The organism is Pseudomonas weihenstephanensis, assembly GCF_001043055.1.
GTDB lineage: Bacteria > Pseudomonadota > Gammaproteobacteria > Pseudomonadales > Pseudomonadaceae > Aquipseudomonas > Aquipseudomonas weihenstephanensis.
Genome location: NZ_JYLF01000001.1, coordinates 705,781 through 724,794, shown reverse-complemented (window position 1 = coordinate 724,794; position 19,014 = coordinate 705,781). Strand labels below are relative to the sequence as shown.

Sequence of the window (19,014 nt, the reverse complement as noted above, 5' to 3'; positions counted from 1 at the left end):
TACGCAACTCGCTTTGCGGCCGCCCACAGGATTACAATCCCCACCCCCGCCCCACTGGCTGATTTGCTTCGCATGTTGATCTGCTCTGTTCACCCGCTCCCTTACCTTGCCAACCCGGCCGACTATTTCGCGGCGATTCGCCATGCACCCGGTGCTGTGTTGCTGGACAGTGGACGCCCCGAAGCCGAACGCGGCCGCTACGACCTGATGAGCGCATGGCCGCTCGAAGAGTTGTGGGTGCAGCCGCAAGAGTCGGGGCGCGATTTTTTGCAGCGCTTGCGTGAACATCTGGCCCGACTGGGCCGTGCGCAAATCCCCGCACCGCATGAACTGCCCTTCGCAGGCGGTTTGATGGGCTATCTGAGCTACGATTTCGGGCGAAAGCTTGAACCGTTACCCGCACTGGCACACGACGACTTGCAGTTACCGGATGCGCGCCTTGGCCTGTATGCCTGGGCATTGATCAGCGACCACCAGCACGCCAGCAGCCAGTTGGTGTTCCATCCCAGCCTTGAGATGAACGAGCGCGAACGCCTGATCAACCTGTTCACTCGACCACGAGCTGCGCCAGTTGCGCCTTTCAGCCTCAAGCAACCGATGCAACCCGACCTCAGCGCTCAGCAGTATCAGCAGGCATTGACCCAGGTTCATGACTACATCCAGGCCGGTGACTGCTACCAAGTCAATTACACCCAGCGTTTCAGCGCCGAGTGCGAGGGCGATGCCTGGACCGCCTATTGCGCCCTGCGCGCAGCGTGCCCGACGCCTTTTTCAGGCTTCATGCAACTGCCTGAGCAAGGCGCCATTGTGAGCCTGTCGCCCGAACGCTTTGTGCGCGTGAGCCGCAATCAGGTCGAAACCCGCCCGATCAAAGGCACCCGTCCACGGGGCAAAGACCGCGGCGAAGATGCCGCCAACGCCGCCGAACTGCTGGCAAGCCCTAAAGATCGCGCTGAAAACCTGATGATTGTCGACTTGCTACGCAACGATTTGGGGCGCACGTGCCGCACCGGCTCGGTCCGTGTGCCTGAGCTGTTCAGCCTTGAAAGCTACCCCAACGTGCACCACTTGGTGAGCAGCGTCACAGGCGAACTGGCGCCAGGCAAAGATGCCCTGGACCTGATCGGTGACAGTTTCCCCGGCGGCTCGATTACCGGCGCACCGAAAATTCGCGCCATGCAAATCATCGACGAATTGGAACCAACACGGCGCAGCATCTACTGCGGCTCATTGCTGTACCTCGACGTGCGCGGCGAAATGGACAGCTCCATCGCCATTCGCAGCCTGCTGATCAAGGACGGGCGCGTGAGTTGCTGGGGCGGAGGCGGCATTGTCGCGGACTCGGACTGGCGCGCCGAATATGAAGAATCTGTCACCAAAGTGAAGGTGCTGCTCGACACGCTACAAACCCTGTAACGCGCGGTTTTTGCTAACATCGCGCCACTAGAGAGCGCCCAGCGCCATTTACTGTAGGAAGCCGCCTGATGAGCCATCCGTTTGACGTCGCTGAACTCGCCGCGACATACGCCAGCAAATCCCCGCAGGACATTCTCAAGCTCGCCTTTGAGCACTTTGGTGACGAACTCTGGATTTCGTTCAGTGGCGCCGAAGATGTGGTGTTGGTTGACATGGCCTGGAAGCTCAATAAAAACGTCAAAGTGTTCAGCCTCGACACCGGTCGCCTGCACCCTGAGACCTACCGTTTTATTGAGCAAGTGCGCGATCACTACAACATTCACATTGAGCTGATCTCACCCGACCAACGCGCGCTCGAACCGTTCGTCAAAGAAAAAGGCTTGTTCAGCTTCTACAAAGACGGGCACGGCGAATGCTGTGGCGTGCGCAAAATCGCGCCTTTGCGTCGCAAATTGTCAGAGGTCAAAGCGTGGGCCACCGGCCAGCGTCGCGATCAAAGCCCCGGCACGCGCAGCCAGGTTGCCGCGCTGGAAATCGACGGCGCCTTCTCCACCCCCGAGCGCCCGCTGTACAAATTCAACCCGCTGGCGCAAATGAGCAGCGAAGAAGTCTGGGGGTATATCCGCATGCTGGAGCTGCCCTACAACAGCTTGCACGAGCGCGGATTTATCAGCATCGGCTGCGAACCTTGCACCCGCCCGGTGCTGCCAAACCAGCACGAGCGCGAAGGCCGCTGGTGGTGGGAAGAAGCCACGCAAAAAGAATGCGGGCTGCACGCGGGCAACTTGATCGCCAAACACTGACGCTCGACTCGCGCAGGCTGCGATCTTTTGACGACCCCATCAAATGCTCGCCGCTTGCCCCAGCGCCTACAAAAAATCCCCGCCTTGCGTTTATTCAAGACTTGAGCACAGAATTAGCAATTATTCTCAATAGCGTTTGAGCTTAGTTCTATGTCTTCGGGTGAGCCTCCGTTCCAAGCCGCGATTTCCCACCTCTACTGTGAGCATCACGGCTGGCTGCTGGGTTGGCTGCGCCGAAAGCTGGGCTGCGCACAAAATGCCGCCGACGTCGCGCAGGACACCTTCGCCCGAATTCTCAATGCCCGCGAGTCAGTGGCAAGCTTGCGCGAACCCCGGGCTTTTTTGAGCACCACCGCCCGACGCCTGATCATCGACCAGGCCCGCCGCAAGAAAATTGAAAACGCTTACCTGTCGCAGCTAGCCCTCACCGCCGAGGCGCTGGAAGGCCACCAATCCCCCGAAGACATTATTGCCACCCTGGAAGCCCTGGAGCAGATCGCGTTTATTCTCGAAGGCCTGCCCGAAAAAACTCGCCAAGCCTTCGTCCTGTATTACCTGGACGGCTTGAACCAGGCCGATATCGGCCGCCAGCTGGGGTTGTCGGACCGCACGGTGCGCAAATACCTGATTCAAGCGCTGCTGCATTGCAGCCACAGCATGAACACCTGAGCCCCTATGCCTGCCTCTCGCCAACAGATTGATGAACAAGCGGCTGAATGGATGATTCGTCTGCATGAAGGGGGTTTTTCGGATGAGCTGCGGCTGGAATTCGAACGCTGGAAACACCTCAGTCCCCACCACGCTTCGGCGGCAGCGCGCATGCAAGAGGTCATTTCACGCATGCAATTGTTGCGCCCCCAAGCATCGCCAGCCAAGGCGGCACTGAATGCAGCCTTCGCGGCACCCCGAAAAACCTTACCGCGCAGGGCAACATTGCGCGCCCTGTTGCTGGCGGGCTGCCTGATCGTACCGGCCACCCTGTTACTGCGCAGTCAGTACCCGCAGGTGTGGCTGGCCGACATCAGCACCGCTGCGGTGGAGTGGAAAACCGTGCGCCTGCCCGACCAGTCCACCCTGACGCTCAGCGGTGCCAGCGCCGTAGATCTGCATTTCGACGCCCGACAACGCCGTATCGAGGTGCTGCAAGGCGAGGTGCTGATCGAAGTAGCGCACGACCCCGCACGGCCGTTTATCGTGCACACCGCGCAAGGCAACATGCGTGCGCTGGGCACCCGGTTTGTGGTCAAGCGCACGGGCGACACAACCGTGCTGAGCATGCTCGAATCGCGTGTCGCGGCGCAAAGCGAAAACCAGCAGCAAACACTCGAAGTCAATGCAGGCTCCCAAGCCTTGATCAAGCACGACGCCATCGAATTGCTCGGCGCCATTGACCCGTCGAGCATTGACCAAGCCTGGAAACACCACCAACTGGTGGTCGAGAACCTGCCCTTGGCGCAGGTTCTCGATGAAATTTCTCGCCATCGTCCAGGCTTCATGCATTTCGATCGCCAGGCATTGGCCGACATGCGTGTGACGGCGGTCTTACCGCTGGACGACCCGGAGCGCGCACTGAACTTGATCGTTGAAACCTTGCCTGTCACGGTCAAGCACGTCACGCCCTGGCTGATTTCCATCAACAAAAACAGCGCGCCTGAAAAATAATGATTCGCATTGCTTCCGCTTTTTGAGCCTCGCTCGTCAAGGTAGGTACATAGACCCTAAAGGACTGCGCCTACCATGCTGACCACCCCAATCTCCCGAGGGCGCTTGCGCTCGAAGGCTTACGCCCCCCTGACGCTCGCTATCCATTTGATTGTTGCTTCTGCGGCTGGCGCACTGGTCAGCACAGCGGCGCTGGCGCAAAACAGCAGCGCGGTACAAGCCTATGACATCCCGGCCGGCCCACTGGGCAGTGCACTGAATCGCTTCGCACAACTTGCCGGTGTCGCCATCCTGTTCCAGTCGCACAATCTGGACGGCATCACCACCCAAGGCCTGCACGGCAGCTACAGCGAAGCATCGGGCTTTGACACCCTGCTGCGCGGCAGCGGTTTCAGCGTAATCAAAGGCCAGAACGGCTATCTGCTGGAAGCGACGCCCACCGTGAGCGGTGCAATGGAGCTGGGCGCGACCGAAGTCAGTGCCAACCAGCTCGGCACCATCACTGAGGGCACGGGGTCTTACACCCCCGGCAGCATCGCCACCGCGACCCGCATGGTGCTCACCCCGCGCGAAACGCCGCAATCGATTTCAGTGGTCACCCGCCAGGCAATGGATGACTTTGGCCTCACCTCCATTGATGACGTAATGCGCCACACCCCCGGCATTACCGTCGCCACCTATGACAGCGACCGCACCAGCTATTATTCGCGCGGGTTTGCGATCAAGAACTTCCAGTACGACGGCATCCCCATCCTGCAAGACCCGCAATACTCCGCGGGCCATACCCTGACCGACACCGCGATTTACGACCGCGTCGAAATTCTCAAAGGCGCCACCGGATTGCTCACCGGCGCTGGTGGGCCTGGCGGCACGATCAATATGGTGCGCAAAAAACCGACCCACGAATTCAAGGGCCATATCGATCTGGGGGCTGGGTCGTGGGACAACTACCGCTCTGAAGTCGATGTCAGCGGCCCGCTGACCGAAAGCGGCAACGTACGCGGCCGGGCCGTGGCGGCCTATCAAGACAAGCGCTCGTTCATGGACCATTACAAACGCGACAGCGAGGTCTATTACGGGATTCTTGAGGTCGATTTGACGCCTGACACCCTGCTCACCCTCGGCGCCGACTATCAGGACAACAACCCCAAAGGCTCAAGCTGGTCAGGCAGCGCCTCGCTGTTCAACTCCGCCGGGGATCGCATCAGCAACCCGCGCGACTTCAACAACGGCACCCAGTGGAGCAGTTGGGAGCAATACACCCGCACCGTATTCGCCACCCTGGAGCACAGTTTCGACAATGGCTGGGTTGCCAAAGGCCAGTACAACCACCAGATCAATGGCTACAACGCGCCACTGGGGGCACTGCTTGACCCGGATGCCATCACCGGCAAAGCCAAGATCCTGGCCCGCAAGTACACCGGCGAATACGTGAGTGACAGCGGCGACGTGTATGCCACCGGCCCTTTCAGCCTGCTGGGCCGTGAGCACCAACTGGTGATCGGTGGTTCGGTGTCCCGATCGCACTGGACCGGCAAGGACTACACCAACGCGGTCATGATCAACAACGCCTATGACTACTACAACTGGAAGGGCGACGCACTGGAACCCGACTGGGGTAACGTCACCTCCAAAAACGATGAAACCACGCGCCAAACGGGCACTTACATCACGGGCCGCTTTAGCCTGACCGATGATTTGACCCTGATGCTTGGGACCCGCGTCGCCAACTACACGCTGACCGGCACCAGCCAGGCCAAAGACACCGGCAAAGTGCTGCCCTATGCGGGCCTGATCTACGACCTCAACGACAATATTTCGGCCTACGCCAGCTACACCGAAATCTTCTTGCCGCAGTCGTACTACCACAACAGCGACAACAAAATGCTTGAGCCGGATGAAGGCACCAACTATGAGCTGGGGCTTAAAGGTGAGTTCTTTGACGGTCGCCTGAATTCAAGCCTGGCGTACTTCGAAGTGCATCAGGATAACCGGCCTGAGGCAGACACCGCCTACAACGCTCACCCCACTAATCCCGACATTGATTACGCCTACAAAGGCATCAAAGCCACGACTAAAGGCTACGAAGCAGAAATTTCCGGCGAATTAATGCCTGGCTGGCAGCTACAAGCAGGCTACACCCACAAAATCAGTCGCGATCAGGGCGGTAAAAAAGTCTCTACCTGGGAGCCTGAAGACCAGATCAACCTGTATACCCGTTACAAACTGACCGGCAGCCTCGACAAATTGACGCTGGGCGGCGGAGTTCGCTGGCAGGGCACGGGCTGGCAGGTGCTGACCAACTACAACAAAGGCGCCACCCAGGAGAAATTCTCCCAAGAGGCATATTGGCTGGTGGATCTGATGGCGCGCTATCAGGTCACGGAAAACCTGTCGGCCACCGTTAATCTGAACAACGCATTCGACAAGTCGTACTACACCAACATTGGCTTCTACAACTCGTCGTATTACGGCGACCCACGCAACGTGATGGTCACTACCCGTTGGGATTTCTAAGACCACGCGCAAACGCTACATGACGTTTAGGCAATAACTGGCGCAGGCTGCTTGCGATGAAGCAGCCTGCGTGAACGTGTGTGGCAGCAACCTGCCCAATGCGGTTTTTACGAGCGCTTCGCCCTCGCACACTGCCTGCGGGAGCGGTTACGCACCACAAAATAGACGCGCACAAAAAAGCCTGCACAAGGCAGGCTTTTTGTTGATCACAAGCGTTCAAGGGGCTTGTGTTCAGAATATGGCGCAGCGGACGGGACTCGAACCCGCGACCCCCGGCGTGACAGGCCGGTATTCTAACCGACTGAACTACCGCTGCGCGTAACACTGAAAGCGAATGGTGGGTGATGACGGGATCGAACCGCCGACCCTCTGCTTGTAAGGCAGATGCTCTCCCAGCTGAGCTAATCACCCTTTCACTTCACTCTCGTTGCGGGGCGCATTCTCTCACACATTTCGTGTAAGTGGTTGTTTTTATTAAGTTTTTTTCAAAACTTCAGAAAAACTTCCGTTTCCTGCGACCTGCATCTTTGAATCAACAGCGAACTGCTGACTCGAAGCCTTTCAAGAAAAAGCCCGCATTCAGCGGGCTTCCCCTGACCACAAGCGTTCAAGGGGCTTGTGGTAAAAATATGGCGCAGCGGACGGGACTCGAACCCGCGACCCCCGGCGTGACAGGCCGGTATTCTAACCGACTGAACTACCGCTGCGCGTAACACTGTGAGCGAATGGTGGGTGATGACGGGATCGAACCGCCGACCCTCTGCTTGTAAGGCAGATGCTCTCCCAGCTGAGCTAATCACCCTTTCACTCTCGGTGTGGCGCGCATTCTACGGAGCGACCTTGAGTCTGGCAAGCACTTTTTAAAATAATTTTCTTATGCGTGACAAAGGCTTAGCGCAGGGTTGGCCTATCAGCTCATGAAGCGAATAATGCCGTCTTTGTATAAAGGAGTGATTCACCCCATGTGGTTCAAAAACCTGCTTATCTATCGCCTGACCCAAGATCTGCCTTTTGATGCGCAGGTGCTGGAAACTGCACTGGCCACCAAACTGGCCCGCGCCTGTTCAAGTCAGGAATTAGCCACCTACGGTTTCGTCGCCCCTTTCGGCAAAGGCGAAGACGCGCCCCTGGTGCATGTCAGCCAGGACTTCCTGCTGATCGCCGCCCGTAAAGAAGAACGCATCCTGCCCGGCAGCGTTGTGCGCGATGCCTTAAAGGAAAAGGTCGAAGAGATCGAAGCCGAGCAAATGCGCAAGGTCTATAAGAAAGAGCGCGACCAGCTCAAGGATGAAATCATTCAGGCCTTCTTGCCGCGCGCCTTTATTCGTCGCTCGGCGACCTTCGCCGCCATTGCGCCTAAACAGGGTTTGATTCTGGTTAACGCCTCCAGCCCAAAGCGCGCCGAAGACTTGCTGTCCACACTGCGCGAAGTCGTCGGTTCGCTGCCTGTTCGCCCGCTGGCCGTCAAAGTCGCGCCAAGTGCCACCATGACGGAATGGGTCAAAACCCAAAAAGCGGCTGATAACTTCTTCGTACTCGACGAATGCGAGCTGCGTGACACCCATGAAGACGGCGGCATCATCCGTTGCAAGCGTCAGGACCTGACCAGCGACGAAATCCAGCTGCACTTGAGTACTGGCAAAGTCGTCACTCAACTGTCACTGGCTTGGCAGGACAAACTGTCGTTCGTGCTGGACGACAAACTGGTGGTCAAGCGCCTGAAGTTCGAAGACCTGCTGCAAGACGAGGCCGAGCAGAACGGCGGTGATGACGATCTGGGCCAACAAGATGCCAGCTTCACCCTGATGATGCTGACCTTCGGCGAATTCTTGCCACAGTTGTTCGAAGCACTGGGTGGCGAAGAAGTGCCTCAAGGTATCGAATAACCCTTAGCCCCCGCGTCTATGTCTATAAAGAAGGCACGGCTGGCCTGCGATGCAATGTCGCCCGCCAGCAGCCTTCTTTAATAGAAGGCGCACATGAAAAATCAGAGTTGCCTGTCAGAACAATCATGGGCAATATACTGCGCACTGCGAGGACGACCTCGCGACTCATCGAGTGACTTTCTGGGGACGACCCCATCAATTGATGGAGGCAACCATGGCCTGGATTATTCTGTTTTTCGCCGGTCTATTTGAAGTTGGCTGGGCCGTAGGCCTGAAATACACCGACGGCTTCAGCCGCCCTCTCCCCACTGCACTGACGATTGCCGCGATGGCGGTCAGCTTGGGCCTGTTGGGTTTGGCCATGAAAGAGCTGCCGTTGGGCACCGCTTACGCCATCTGGACCGGTGTAGGTGCGGTGGGCACGGTGATCGCCGGCATCATTTTGTTTGGCGAATCGATGGCGCTGTTCCGCCTGGCCAGCGTTGCGCTGATCATTGCCGGGTTGATCGGTTTGAAAGTGAGCGCATAAGCGCTCACTCATCCTTGTAGTCGCTGCCGCAGGCTGCGAAGGGGTATTCACATCCCCTTCGCAGCCTGCGGCAGTCACTACAGGTTCTGACCTCGCAACTGCATCACCCGCTCACGCAACCATTTTTGCGTGGCCTCAGACGGTGCGACCGGCTCACCTGCCACCAACGTCACCCGCGACCACAACCTGCGTAAAAAGCCTTTGTTCGGATCGCGACTGAAGAAACTGCCCCACAACCCCTGCAAGGCCATTGGAATCACCGGCACCGGTGTTTGCTCCAGTATTCGCGTGACCCCTGCCTTGAATTCATTGATCTGGCCATCCGTGGTGAGCTTGCCTTCCGGGAAGATGCACACCAATTCGCCGTCCTTCAAATACTCCGCAATTTTTTTGAAAGCGCGCTCATAAATGGCTTCATCCTCACCGCGCCCAGCAATCGGAATCGTCCCGGCCGTGCGGAAGATAAAGTTGAGCACCGGCAAATTGTAGATTTTGTAATACATCACAAAGCGAATGGGTCGACGCACCGCACCGCCTATCAACAACGCATCCACAAACGATACGTGATTGCATACCAGCAACGCCGCCCCCTCATCCGGGATTGCGTCCAGGTTTTTGTGCTGCACGCGGTACATGGAGTGGCTCAGGAGCCAGATCATGAAGCGCATGCTGAACTCGGGCACGATTTTGAAGATGTACGTGTTAACCGCGATGTTCAACAGCGACACCACCAAAAACAACTCAGGGATGGTCAGCTTGGCCACGCTCAGCAGCAAAATCGTAACGATGGCCGAGACCACCATAAACAGCGCATTCAAAATATTGTTGGCCGCGATCACCCGCGCCCGCTCATTTTCGGCCGTGCGCGACTGAATCAGCGCATAGAGCGGGACGATGTAGAACCCGCCAAACACGCCCAGCCCCAGAATGTCGAACAGCACCCACCACGCCTGACTGAAACCCAATACGTCCAGCCAGTTGCTGGCCTGAATGTTGTGCGGCATGTGCCCGGAGTGCCACCACAGCAACAGGCCGAACACGGTCAGGCCGAACGAGCCAAAGGGCACCAGACCGATCTCGACTTTACGACCCGACAGCTTCTCGCACAGCATCGAGCCTAAAGCGATCCCCACGGAGAACACCGTAAGAATCAGCGTAACCACGGTTTCATCACCGTACAGCCACTCTTTGGCGTAAGCCGGAATTTGCGTCAGGTAAATGGCCCCGACAAACCAGAACCACGAGTTGCCCACCACAGAGCGCGACACCGCTGGCGTCTGATTCAGGCCCATTTTCAAGGTGGCCCAGGACTCGCTGAAAATGTTCCAGTTCAGGCGCAAATCGGGCGTATCAGCAGGCGCCCCCGGAATGGCGCGACTGGCCAGATAGCCCAGGACGGCCACCGACACAATCACCACCGACACCACCACTGCGTAATGGCTGGAAGACAACATGATCCCGGCACCAATAGTGCCCGCCAAAATGGACAAGAACGTGCCCATCTCGACCAAACCATTGCCACCCACCAGCTCATCGTCGTGCAGGGTTTGAGGCAGGATTGAATACTTGACCGGGCCAAACAGCGCCGAATGAGTGCCCATCGCGAACAGCGCAATCAGCATCAGGGCCAAGTGATCGAACGCAAAGCCAATGGCACCGACCAACATAATCGCGATTTCGCCGAGTTTGATCAGGCGGATCAGACGATCTTTGGCGTACTTTTCGCCAAATTGCCCCGCCAGGGCCGAGAACAAAAAGAACGGCACGATGAACAACAACGCGCACAGGTTGACCCAGATCCCGCGGTCACCCTCGATCGCGAGCTTATAAAGGATGGCCAGAATCAGCGATTGTTTGAACAGGTTGTCATTGAGAGCGCCCAGCGATTGGGTCACGAAGAAGGGCAGGAAGCGTCGCTTCCTTAGCAAGCTGAACTGCGAGGGGTGACTCATCTTCCATGTACTCACGTTGCGCCAGAGGCTTTCTCATTGGAGTGCTGTTTTAACACTCAAGGCACAACGTTACTCAGGTTCTGTACGCAACACGCCAGACTCGGCGCTTTCATACAGAACCTGAGGCAACGTCTTACTTCTTCAAGCCTGCAATGCAGGGCGATACAAACAACTCGCCACGATACGCCCCGATCACAGTGCGTTTACCCACGATCAGCCACATCAGCACCAGCAATGCCACCAGCACACAGCCCGCGACATCAAAGAAGGTGAGGTGTAGCACCTTGCCCAGACGCAGGGTCGCCAGCGAGTACACGCCCAGCGGGAACGTGAACCCCCACCAGCCCAGGTTGAAGGGAATGCCCGCGCGGTAGTAACGATGGGTGATCAGCACGGCCATGACGATCCACCACAAGCCGAAGCCCCACAGTGCAATGCCTGCGATCAAGCCCAGGCCTTCGGCCACCTCGCCTGTGCCGGTAAAACCATTGGCCGCGAAAATGGCGGGAGCATCCGCCCCCAGCAACAGCAAACCCAGCGCCCCGGTACCAATCGGGCCCAAGGCCAGCCAGCTCGATGCCGCCATGCTTTCGTGGGGCAACTTATGCAGCGCCATGCGCAGCATCAAAATGGTCAGGATGCTGAAAGCCACCGGCACCGAGAACGCCCACAGCACATAGCTGGTAATCAGCACATGGAACTGCGCCACCGTATCGCTCAAGTGCGGCGCCAGCTGCCCGCCACTGGCGGCCGCCACTTCAGCCGCCACCACGGGTAACAGCCAGACCGCAGTCATTTGGTCGATGCTGTGCTCCTGACGGGTGAACATCATGTAGGGGATCATCACCCCGAATGCCAGCGACATGGCCACATCGAGCCACCACAACACTTCAGCGACCTGCACCATGCCACTGCCCCACCGGGCGACACCAAATAGCAGAAAGCCATTAATGATGGTCGCCAGCCCCATAGGGATCGTGCCGAAAAACATCGACACGGTGGAGTGACCGAAAATGCGCCGTGCTTCATCGAAATACAGCACCCAACGGGCGCCGTAGAGCACGCTGAATAAAATGAACAAGCCTATATTGAACAGCCACAGCCCTTCGGCGACGGCGTACATACCCGGGATCTGTACGGGCAATGAAGCCAGTGCCAACGCCAACACACCGGTGCCCATCGTCGCGGCAAACCAGTTCGGGGTGAACTGACGAATGACTTCGCGCGGGTGCTGCAATGCGCTCAAGGGCCGAAAAGTGGCTTTGGGGGTGTTAGGGCATGTCATGGGTTCCTCCTGTTCCTCGTATGAGGTGATGCAAGAGTAGAACTGAATCGAATATCTATATAACGGGTAATATCTCTAACTGTTATCGACTTAACAGATAAGTACAATCCAAAAGGCTTTCAAGCCCTGCGGCGCTTGGCCGCGCTGCGACCATCGTCGACACTGACGCCGCCCAAACATCATGCGAGACTAGCCCGCCGCAGACGGATAGCTGCGGCCTTTACCTCCAGGAGTCACCATGTCGTTGTCCAGCGGGCTGATCGCCGCCGTTGCCCTGGCCTATATGGCCATCATGTTCGCCATTGCCTTTTATGGTGACCGGCGCAGCAAACCGCTGCCGCCGCGGGTTCGCGCGTGGGTCTATAGCCTGTCGCTGGCGGTGTACTGCACCAGCTGGACGTTCTTTGGCGCCGTCGGTCAGGCCGCCGAACAACTCTGGTCATTTTTGCCCATCTACCTGGGACCGGTGCTGCTGCTGGTATGTGCGCCGTGGGTGTTGCAAAAAATGGTGATGATCAGCAAGCAGGAGAACATCACCTCCATTGCTGACTTTATTGCCGCGCGCTACGGCAAATCCCAGTCGCTGGCCATTGTGGTCGCACTGATTTGCCTGGTGGGCGTGCTGCCCTACATCGCCCTGCAACTCAAAGGCATCGTGCTCGGCGTAAACCTGCTGATCGGTGCCGGGGCTGACGCGACCGGTACGCGCGCGCAAGACACCGCGCTGATTGTGTCGCTGGTACTGGCGCTGTTTACCATCGTCTTTGGCACCCGAAACCTCGACTCGACCGAGCACCACCGGGGCATGGTACTGGCCATTGCCTTTGAGTCACTGGTCAAACTGTTCGCGTTTCTGGCGGTGGGGGCGTTTGTCACCTTCGGCCTGTACGACGGTTTTGACGACCTGTTCAATCAGGCCATGCTCGCCCCGCGCCTTGAGGAATACTGGAAAGAGACCGTCAACTGGCCGTCGATGGTGGTGCAAACCGGCGTGGCCATGATGGCGATCATCTGTTTACCGCGCCAGTTCCATGTGACGGTGGTCGAAAACATTGAGCCGCAAGACTTGCGCTTGGCCAAATGGGTGTTTCCGGCGTACTTGATCCTGGCAGCCCTCTTTGTGGTGCCCATCGCGCTGGCTGGCCAAATGCTGCTACCCAGCTCCGTGCTGCCCGACTCGTTTGTGATCAGCTTGCCGCTGGCGCAAGCGCACCCGGCGCTGGCCGTGCTGGCGTTTATCGGCGGCGCATCGGCCGCCACCGGCATGGTGATTGTGGCCAGCGTGGCGCTGTCGACCATGGTGTCCAACGACATGCTGCTGCCGTGGTTGTTGCGCCACAAAAACGCCGAGCGCCCGTTTGAGGTTTTCCGCCATTGGATGCTGTCGGTGCGCCGCGTCTCGATTGTGGTGATTTTGCTGCTGGCGTATGTCAGCTATCGCCTGCTCGGCTCAACCGCCAGCCTTGCGACCATCGGGCAAATTTCCTTCGCGGCTGTTACCCAACTCGCGCCCGCGATGATCGGCGCCCTGTACTGGAAGCAGGCCAACCGCCGTGGCGTGTTCGCGGGCTTGGCCACCGGGACCTTTATCTGGTTTTACACGCTGGTGCTGCCATTGATTGCACACAGCCTTGGCTGGCACTTAAGCCACTTCCCGGGCTTGGCCTGGCTGCACGGCAACCCGCTGAGCCTGCCAATCACACCACTGACCCAAGGCGTGGTGCTGTCGCTGGCGGGCAACTTCACCGTGTTTGCCTGGGTGTCGGTGCTGTCGCGCACACGGGTGTCCGAGCATTGGCAGGCGGGACGTTTCATCGGTCAGGAAATCAGCAGCCATCCGAGCGGGCGCTCGATGCTTTCGGTGCAAATCAATGATTTGCTAACCCTCGCCGCACGCTTTGTCGGTGAAGAGCGCGCTCGCCAGAGCTTTATTCGCTTCGCTTACCGCCAAGGCAAAGGCTTTAACCCCAACCAACACGCTGATGGCGAATGGATCGCACACACCGAGCGATTACTGGCGGGCGTGCTGGGTGCGTCATCCACGCGCGCAGTGGTCAAAGCGGCCATTGAAGGTCGCGAAATGCAGCTCGAAGACGTGGTACGCATCGCGGACGAAGCCTCAGAAGTGTTGCAGTTCAACCGCGCCCTGCTGCAAGGCGCCATTGAGAACATCACCCAGGGCATCAGCGTGGTCGACCAATCCCTGCGCCTGGTCGCCTGGAACCGCCGCTATCTGGAGCTGTTCAACTATCCAGAGGGCCTGATCAGCGTGGGTCGGCCGATTGCCGACATCATCCGTCACAATGCCGAGCGCGGGCTGTGCGGCCCCGGCGAGGCGGAAGTGCATGTGGCCCGCCGCCTGCACTGGATGCGTCAGGGCCGCGCGCACACCTCTGAACGCCTGTTCCCCAATGGCCGTGTGATTGAACTGATTGGCAACCCGATGCCGGGCGGCGGATTCGTCATGAGTTTCACCGACATTACCGCCTTCCGCGAAGCCGAACAGGCGTTGACCGAAGCCAACGAAGGGCTTGAGCAACGGGTCGACGAACGTACCCGTGAGCTATCGGAGCTGAACCAGGCGTTAACGGAAGCCAAAGGGATTGCCGAAACAGCCAACCAGTCGAAAACCCGTTTTCTGGCCGCCGTCAGCCACGACCTGATGCAGCCGATGAATGCGGCACGGCTGTTTTCAGCCGCCCTCTCCCATCAAGAAGAAGGCTTAAGCCCGGAAGCGCAAAAACTGGTCCAGCATCTCGACAGTTCCCTGCGTTCGGCCGAAGACCTGATCAGCGATTTGCTGGACATTTCACGCCTGGAAAACGGCAAGTTCACGCCCGATATCAAGCCGTTTGCTCTGAACGACCTGTTTGACACCCTGGGCAATGAGTTCAAAGCGCATGCGCAGGAACAAGGGCTGAGCTTCCGCATGCGTGGCAGTCGTTTGCGGGTCAGCAGTGACATCAAATTACTGCGGCGCATTTTGCAAAACTTCCTGACCAATGCCTTGCGCTACGCCAAGGGGCCGGTGCTGCTGGGCGTACGTCGCCGTGGCAGTGAACTGTGCCTTGAAGTGTGGGATCGCGGGCCGGGCATCCCGCACGACAAATTGCAGGTCATTTTCGAAGAGTTCAAACGGCTGGACAGCCATCAGACGCGCGCCGAAAAAGGCCTGGGGCTGGGGCTGGCGATTGCCGATGGCTTGTGCCGCGTGCTGGGCCATCGTCTGCAAGTGCGCTCATGGCCCGGCAAAGGCAGCGTATTCAGTGTCAGCGTACCCTTGGCGCAGAGCCAGACCGCGCCGCAGCCGGTGGTGGCCGAACAAAACGGCCAGCCGGTCACAGGCGCACAAGTGCTGTGCATCGACAACGAAGACAGCATCCTTATCGGCATGCAAAGTTTGCTGACGCGCTGGGGCTGTCGCGTGTGGACGGCACGCAATCGCGAAGAATGCGCCGCCCTGCTCAATGAGGGCGTACGGCCGCAGTTAGTGCTGGTTGACTACCACCTGGATGACGGAGAAGTCGGCACCGAACTGATGCGCTGGTTACGCGCCGAACTGGGCGAGCCAGTGCCGGGCGTGGTAATCAGTGCTGACGGTCGCCCGGAAATGATTGCGCAAGTGCATGCCGCGGGCCTTGAGTACTTGGCTAAACCGGTCAAACCTGCCGTGCTGCGGGCACTGGTGAGTCGGCACGTACCGCTTTAAGACGGCGTTCAGTAAGGCCCGTAGCCGCTGACGAGCCACACGCGGCGGCGGGCGGGCGTTCAACACGGCGCCCCAGAAACAACCACTCACTGCCCAACCGGACGTCGGCTACGGCGTTATCTCTCATTATTCTGCCGGGTGCGCCACACCATCGACATCGGTCATGGCGCGCTCCAGCAGGTCGGCCGGCAAACTTTTACTGGCCCGCGCACCTAACAATTTGAGCTGTTCGCTGCGACTCACCAGGTTGCCACGCCCATCGGTCAACTTGTTACGCGCGGCGGCGTAGGCCTTGTCCAGTTGCTGCAAGCGGTTGCCGACCTCATCCAGATCCTGAATAAACAGCACGAACTTGTCGTACAACCAACCCGCCCGCTCTGCAATCTCCCGCGCATTCTGGCTTTGTCGCTCCTGCTTCCACAGGCTGTCGATCACCCGCAGTGTCGCCAGCAACGTGGTAGGGCTGACGATCACGATATTGCGATCAAACGCCTCTTGAAACAGGTTCGGCTCAGCCTGCAAAGCGGCGGAAAACGCCGCTTCTATCGGGACGAACAACAACACAAAGTCCAGGCTGTGCAGCCCTTCGAGGCGCTTATAGTCTTTACCGGCCAGCCCTTTGACGTGGTTACGCAGCGAGAGCACATGCTGCTTGAGCGCTGACTGCCCAATCACCTCATCATCGGCGCCTACAAACTGCTGGTACGCCGTGAGGCTGACCTTGGAATCGACCACCACCTGCTTGTTACCCGGCAGCATGATCAGCACGTCCGGCTGAAAGCGTTCGCCATCCGGGCCCTTGAGGCTGACTTGCGTCTGGTATTCGCGGCCCTTCTCCAGCCCCGCGTGCTCCAGCACGCGTTCCAGAATCAGTTCACCCCAGTTGCCCTGGGTTTTCTGGCCTTTGAGTGCCCGGGTAAGGTTGGTGGCTTCATCGCTCAATCGCAGGTTCAGTTGCTGAAGGCGCTCCAGCTCCTTGCCCAGCGAGAAGCGTTCGCGCGCTTCTTGCTGATAACTCTCCTCAACGCGCTTTTCAAACGACTGAATGCGCTCTTTGAGGGGGTCAAGCAGTTGCCCCAGGCGCTCGTTACTGGTCTCGGCAAAGCGCTGCTCGCGCTCATCGAAAATCTTGCTGGCCAGCTCCGCGAACTGCGCGCGCAACTCATCACGCGAGCCTTGCAGATCACTGAGACGCTGTTGATGGCTTTCTTGCTGCTCACGCAACTCGGCCGCCTGCGCAGCCACTTGAGCATCAAGCCTGCGCAGTTCGACTTCCTTTTGCGCCCGCTCAAGGTTCCAGGCATGGGCGGCATCCCGTGCGTTGTCACGTTCAAGCTGCAACAGCTCAACTTCACGGCGCAGTGCGGCCAGCTCGGCCTGTTTGGCGGCATTGGCCTGGCCCAGATCACTGATCTCGTCTCGACTGGCATCCAGTTGCGCGTTGAGGCCCTCTTGGGCCAGTTGCGCCATGCTCAGCCGCTCATCCAGCAGCGTGCGTTCAGCGTTTAACGCGCTGGCTCGACGTTGCAACTGCCAGATAAACGCCAACAACGGCACGCCTGCCACTGCCAAGCCCAGCAAAAGGCTGTTCAAGTCCAGGGCCATGACCCCTCCACACGAGGTAAAAGAGCAAGGTTAACCAAGCTGGCGAGTCGAAGACAGCTCAGTCTTCGATCTTGTTGAGTTCTTGCTGAGCGCTCTGGTCACCTGCCCGCGCGGCATGCCGGAGTAGCGCCTGCCCAATGCGCTGATCGCGGGCACTGCCGCAATCGCGGCACATCAATTGGCCGAGACGGCTTTGCGCCAGCACCACGCCTTGACGTGCAGGTTGTTTGAGTAGATGACCGGCCACATGCTTGACGCTGGGGTTCGCACCCAGCCGTGGGTTATCCAATAGCCAGATAGCCACGCGCAGAGAAAACCGTTTTGGCGCTTCAGCTGGAGAGCCAGCCGGAGTAACAGAGGCAGAGTTTGAACGAAACTTCATAGAACACTGTGGGGCAGAACAGAAGGCGCGCCACTCTACTCCTTTTTTCGTTTGGGTAAAGTCGAAAAAAGTCTACACCCGCGATCTAGAGCAAGCGCTTGGGACAATCCACAGATCCTGTGGATAAGTCAGTGGACAACCCTCTTTTAACTCCCGCAAACCCCCACCCTACGGGGCCTAAGGTCAAACTGACGATTTTTTCACCAATTAAAAAAAACGATGTTTTTCATTGACTTAAATTTGCATAACAGGCTAAGCGAAGGCTTGCTCGCGGTTGTGTGGCGAACTGACGCAGCGCACTGCAAATGTGCACAAGTTCACATTGAGAAGCAGGATATGGCCTTATAACCACTAAATTCTGTAGGACTGCATCGCCAGCGGGCACAGCCTTCTCATCAGGATGTAAGGACCTAAAAGGCCATCCACAACACTGGAATATTGTCAGAAACCGACTAGCGGCACCCCACTCTGATACATAACGCTGACTGAGGAGCCGTGCGAGGCTCTGATCGGACGCTGATTTGGAGTGACTCCAAAAAGTATTTTGCTAACACACTTGCGTTTAAATTTTCAAGCCGTTAGTATCCGCAGCGTTAGTACCAAGCTGAAAGTCAATTCGGGTTGAACAAATCCCCTCATGGTCACCTTCCCTAAAGAGAAGACGAGCCAAGGCACATGGGATCGACCCCCTCGATGGTTTCCAGGTAAATCTTGCGACGATACAGCCTTTGAACAAACACAAAGGGTATCGCGAAGTTCTTTTACTCTGACCGAACCAACCTGCAAATTGATCAGGATCTTCACCCCGAGCACGGAACCTTAGCTCTTGTTGTGATTGCCTGCCCTCCTAAGTACCTACCTGCCAGCCCAAGCGCTACAACTTAAATGCGCTCCAACTGGCGGCTTTGTTCCAGTCAGGTTCTTCGTCCCGCCAAAGATGGCCCGACGTCACTGGAACGTTTTAACGTTGCGCGGATCATATCCGTGTCATTTGTAGGAACACCTAATAACTATGTCTACTCAAATCCATACTCAGGATGCCATTCGCACCCTAACCAACGCCTTCGCTCCAATGAACTGCCTGATTATGGCCGCTCGCAAAGGCTGCTTCAGCTTCACGCTGGTCAACGAACACGGTATCGCACGTCACAGCGAACGCCTGTACCCCGATCAATACTCCAGCGCAGAACCCCTGCAAGCTGTGATCGAACGTACTCGTCAGGCACTCATCGCCTGATCACGCAGTAAGCGTCTATACAACAAGCCCT

Annotated in this window: 13 protein-coding genes and 4 tRNA genes; 9 read left to right on the top strand and 8 right to left on the bottom strand. The window is 58.0% G+C overall.

What is annotated here, in order from left to right; all coding sequences use genetic code 11:
• The first annotated feature begins 72 nt into the window (after positions 1-72).
• From pabB to TU86_RS03470, 5 genes are all read left to right on the top strand, one after another.
• The gene (gene pabB / locus TU86_RS03490) at positions 73-1,416 is read left to right on the top strand and encodes an aminodeoxychorismate synthase component I (RefSeq protein ID WP_048362892.1); all 1,344 of its coding nucleotides are present in this window, start codon (positions 73-75) and stop codon (positions 1,414-1,416) included.
• A 68-nt stretch (positions 1,417-1,484) separates the two neighbouring features.
• Entirely contained in the window at positions 1,485-2,219 is a 735-nt protein-coding gene (locus tag TU86_RS03485) for a phosphoadenylyl-sulfate reductase (RefSeq protein ID WP_048362891.1), read from the top strand.
• 150 nt (positions 2,220-2,369) lie between these two features.
• Entirely contained in the window at positions 2,370-2,888 is a 519-nt protein-coding gene (locus tag TU86_RS03480; RefSeq protein WP_048362890.1) for a sigma-70 family RNA polymerase sigma factor, read from the top strand.
• Positions 2,889-2,894: 6 nt separating this feature from the next.
• Positions 2,895-3,881, top strand: coding sequence for a FecR family protein (locus TU86_RS03475; protein ID WP_048362889.1), 987 nt, complete (start codon positions 2,895-2,897; stop codon positions 3,879-3,881).
• A 75-nt stretch (positions 3,882-3,956) separates the two neighbouring features.
• Positions 3,957-6,398: a TonB-dependent siderophore receptor gene (locus tag TU86_RS03470; RefSeq protein ID WP_048362888.1), complete on the top strand. Its 2,442-nt coding sequence runs from the start codon at positions 3,957-3,959 to the stop codon at positions 6,396-6,398.
• A gap of 239 nt (positions 6,399-6,637) precedes the next feature.
• Here TU86_RS03470 and TU86_RS03465 read toward each other — a convergent pair.
• The 4 genes from TU86_RS03465 to TU86_RS03450 form a co-directional block, all read right to left on the bottom strand.
• Positions 6,638-6,714, bottom strand: a tRNA-Asp gene (locus TU86_RS03465).
• A 19-nt stretch (positions 6,715-6,733) separates the two neighbouring features.
• Positions 6,734-6,809: transfer RNA gene (locus TU86_RS03460), tRNA-Val, on the bottom strand.
• A 219-nt stretch (positions 6,810-7,028) separates the two neighbouring features.
• Positions 7,029-7,105 (bottom strand) — tRNA-Asp (locus TU86_RS03455).
• 19 nt (positions 7,106-7,124) lie between these two features.
• A tRNA-Val gene (locus tag TU86_RS03450) sits at positions 7,125-7,200 on the bottom strand.
• Positions 7,201-7,360: 160 nt separating this feature from the next.
• Between TU86_RS03450 and rdgC the strand changes: the two genes are divergently transcribed.
• Positions 7,361-8,284, top strand: coding sequence for a recombination-associated protein RdgC (rdgC, locus tag TU86_RS03445; protein WP_048362887.1), 924 nt, complete (start codon positions 7,361-7,363; stop codon positions 8,282-8,284).
• A gap of 214 nt (positions 8,285-8,498) precedes the next feature.
• Positions 8,499-8,813 (top strand): quaternary ammonium compound efflux SMR transporter SugE, encoded by a 315-nt coding sequence (gene sugE, locus TU86_RS03440; protein ID WP_048362886.1) that lies wholly within the window; start codon positions 8,499-8,501, stop codon positions 8,811-8,813.
• A 77-nt stretch (positions 8,814-8,890) separates the two neighbouring features.
• Here sugE and TU86_RS03435 read toward each other — a convergent pair whose 3' ends face one another.
• Positions 8,891-10,765: an MFS transporter gene (locus TU86_RS03435; RefSeq protein WP_048362885.1), complete on the bottom strand. Its 1,875-nt coding sequence runs from the start codon at positions 10,763-10,765 to the stop codon at positions 8,891-8,893.
• A gap of 133 nt (positions 10,766-10,898) precedes the next feature.
• On the bottom strand, positions 10,899-12,050 hold the full coding sequence (locus TU86_RS03430) for a TDT family transporter (protein ID WP_048362884.1): 1,152 nt from the start codon (positions 12,048-12,050) through the stop codon (positions 10,899-10,901).
• Positions 12,051-12,288: 238 nt separating this feature from the next.
• On the opposite strand from TU86_RS03430, the gene TU86_RS03425 reads away from it, so the two are divergent.
• Positions 12,289-15,759 (top strand): hybrid sensor histidine kinase/response regulator, encoded by a 3,471-nt coding sequence (locus tag TU86_RS03425; RefSeq protein WP_048362883.1) that lies wholly within the window; start codon positions 12,289-12,291, stop codon positions 15,757-15,759.
• 126 nt (positions 15,760-15,885) lie between these two features.
• Here the strand turns inward: TU86_RS03425 and TU86_RS03420 are convergent, their stop codons facing one another.
• Positions 15,886-17,250 (bottom strand): DNA recombination protein RmuC, encoded by a 1,365-nt coding sequence (locus tag TU86_RS03420; protein ID WP_165599911.1) that lies wholly within the window; start codon positions 17,248-17,250, stop codon positions 15,886-15,888.
• 172 nt (positions 17,251-17,422) lie between these two features.
• A complete protein-coding gene (locus TU86_RS03415; protein ID WP_048362881.1) occupies positions 17,423-17,746 on the bottom strand; it encodes an SEL1-like repeat protein in 324 nt (107 codons plus the stop codon).
• Positions 17,747-18,758: 1,012 nt separating this feature from the next.
• Here TU86_RS03415 and TU86_RS03410 point away from each other — a divergent pair.
• Complete coding sequence (locus tag TU86_RS03410; protein ID WP_019407963.1) at positions 18,759-18,983, top strand: hypothetical protein; 225 nt, start codon at positions 18,759-18,761, stop codon at positions 18,981-18,983.
• Positions 18,984-19,014 lie beyond the last annotated feature (31 nt).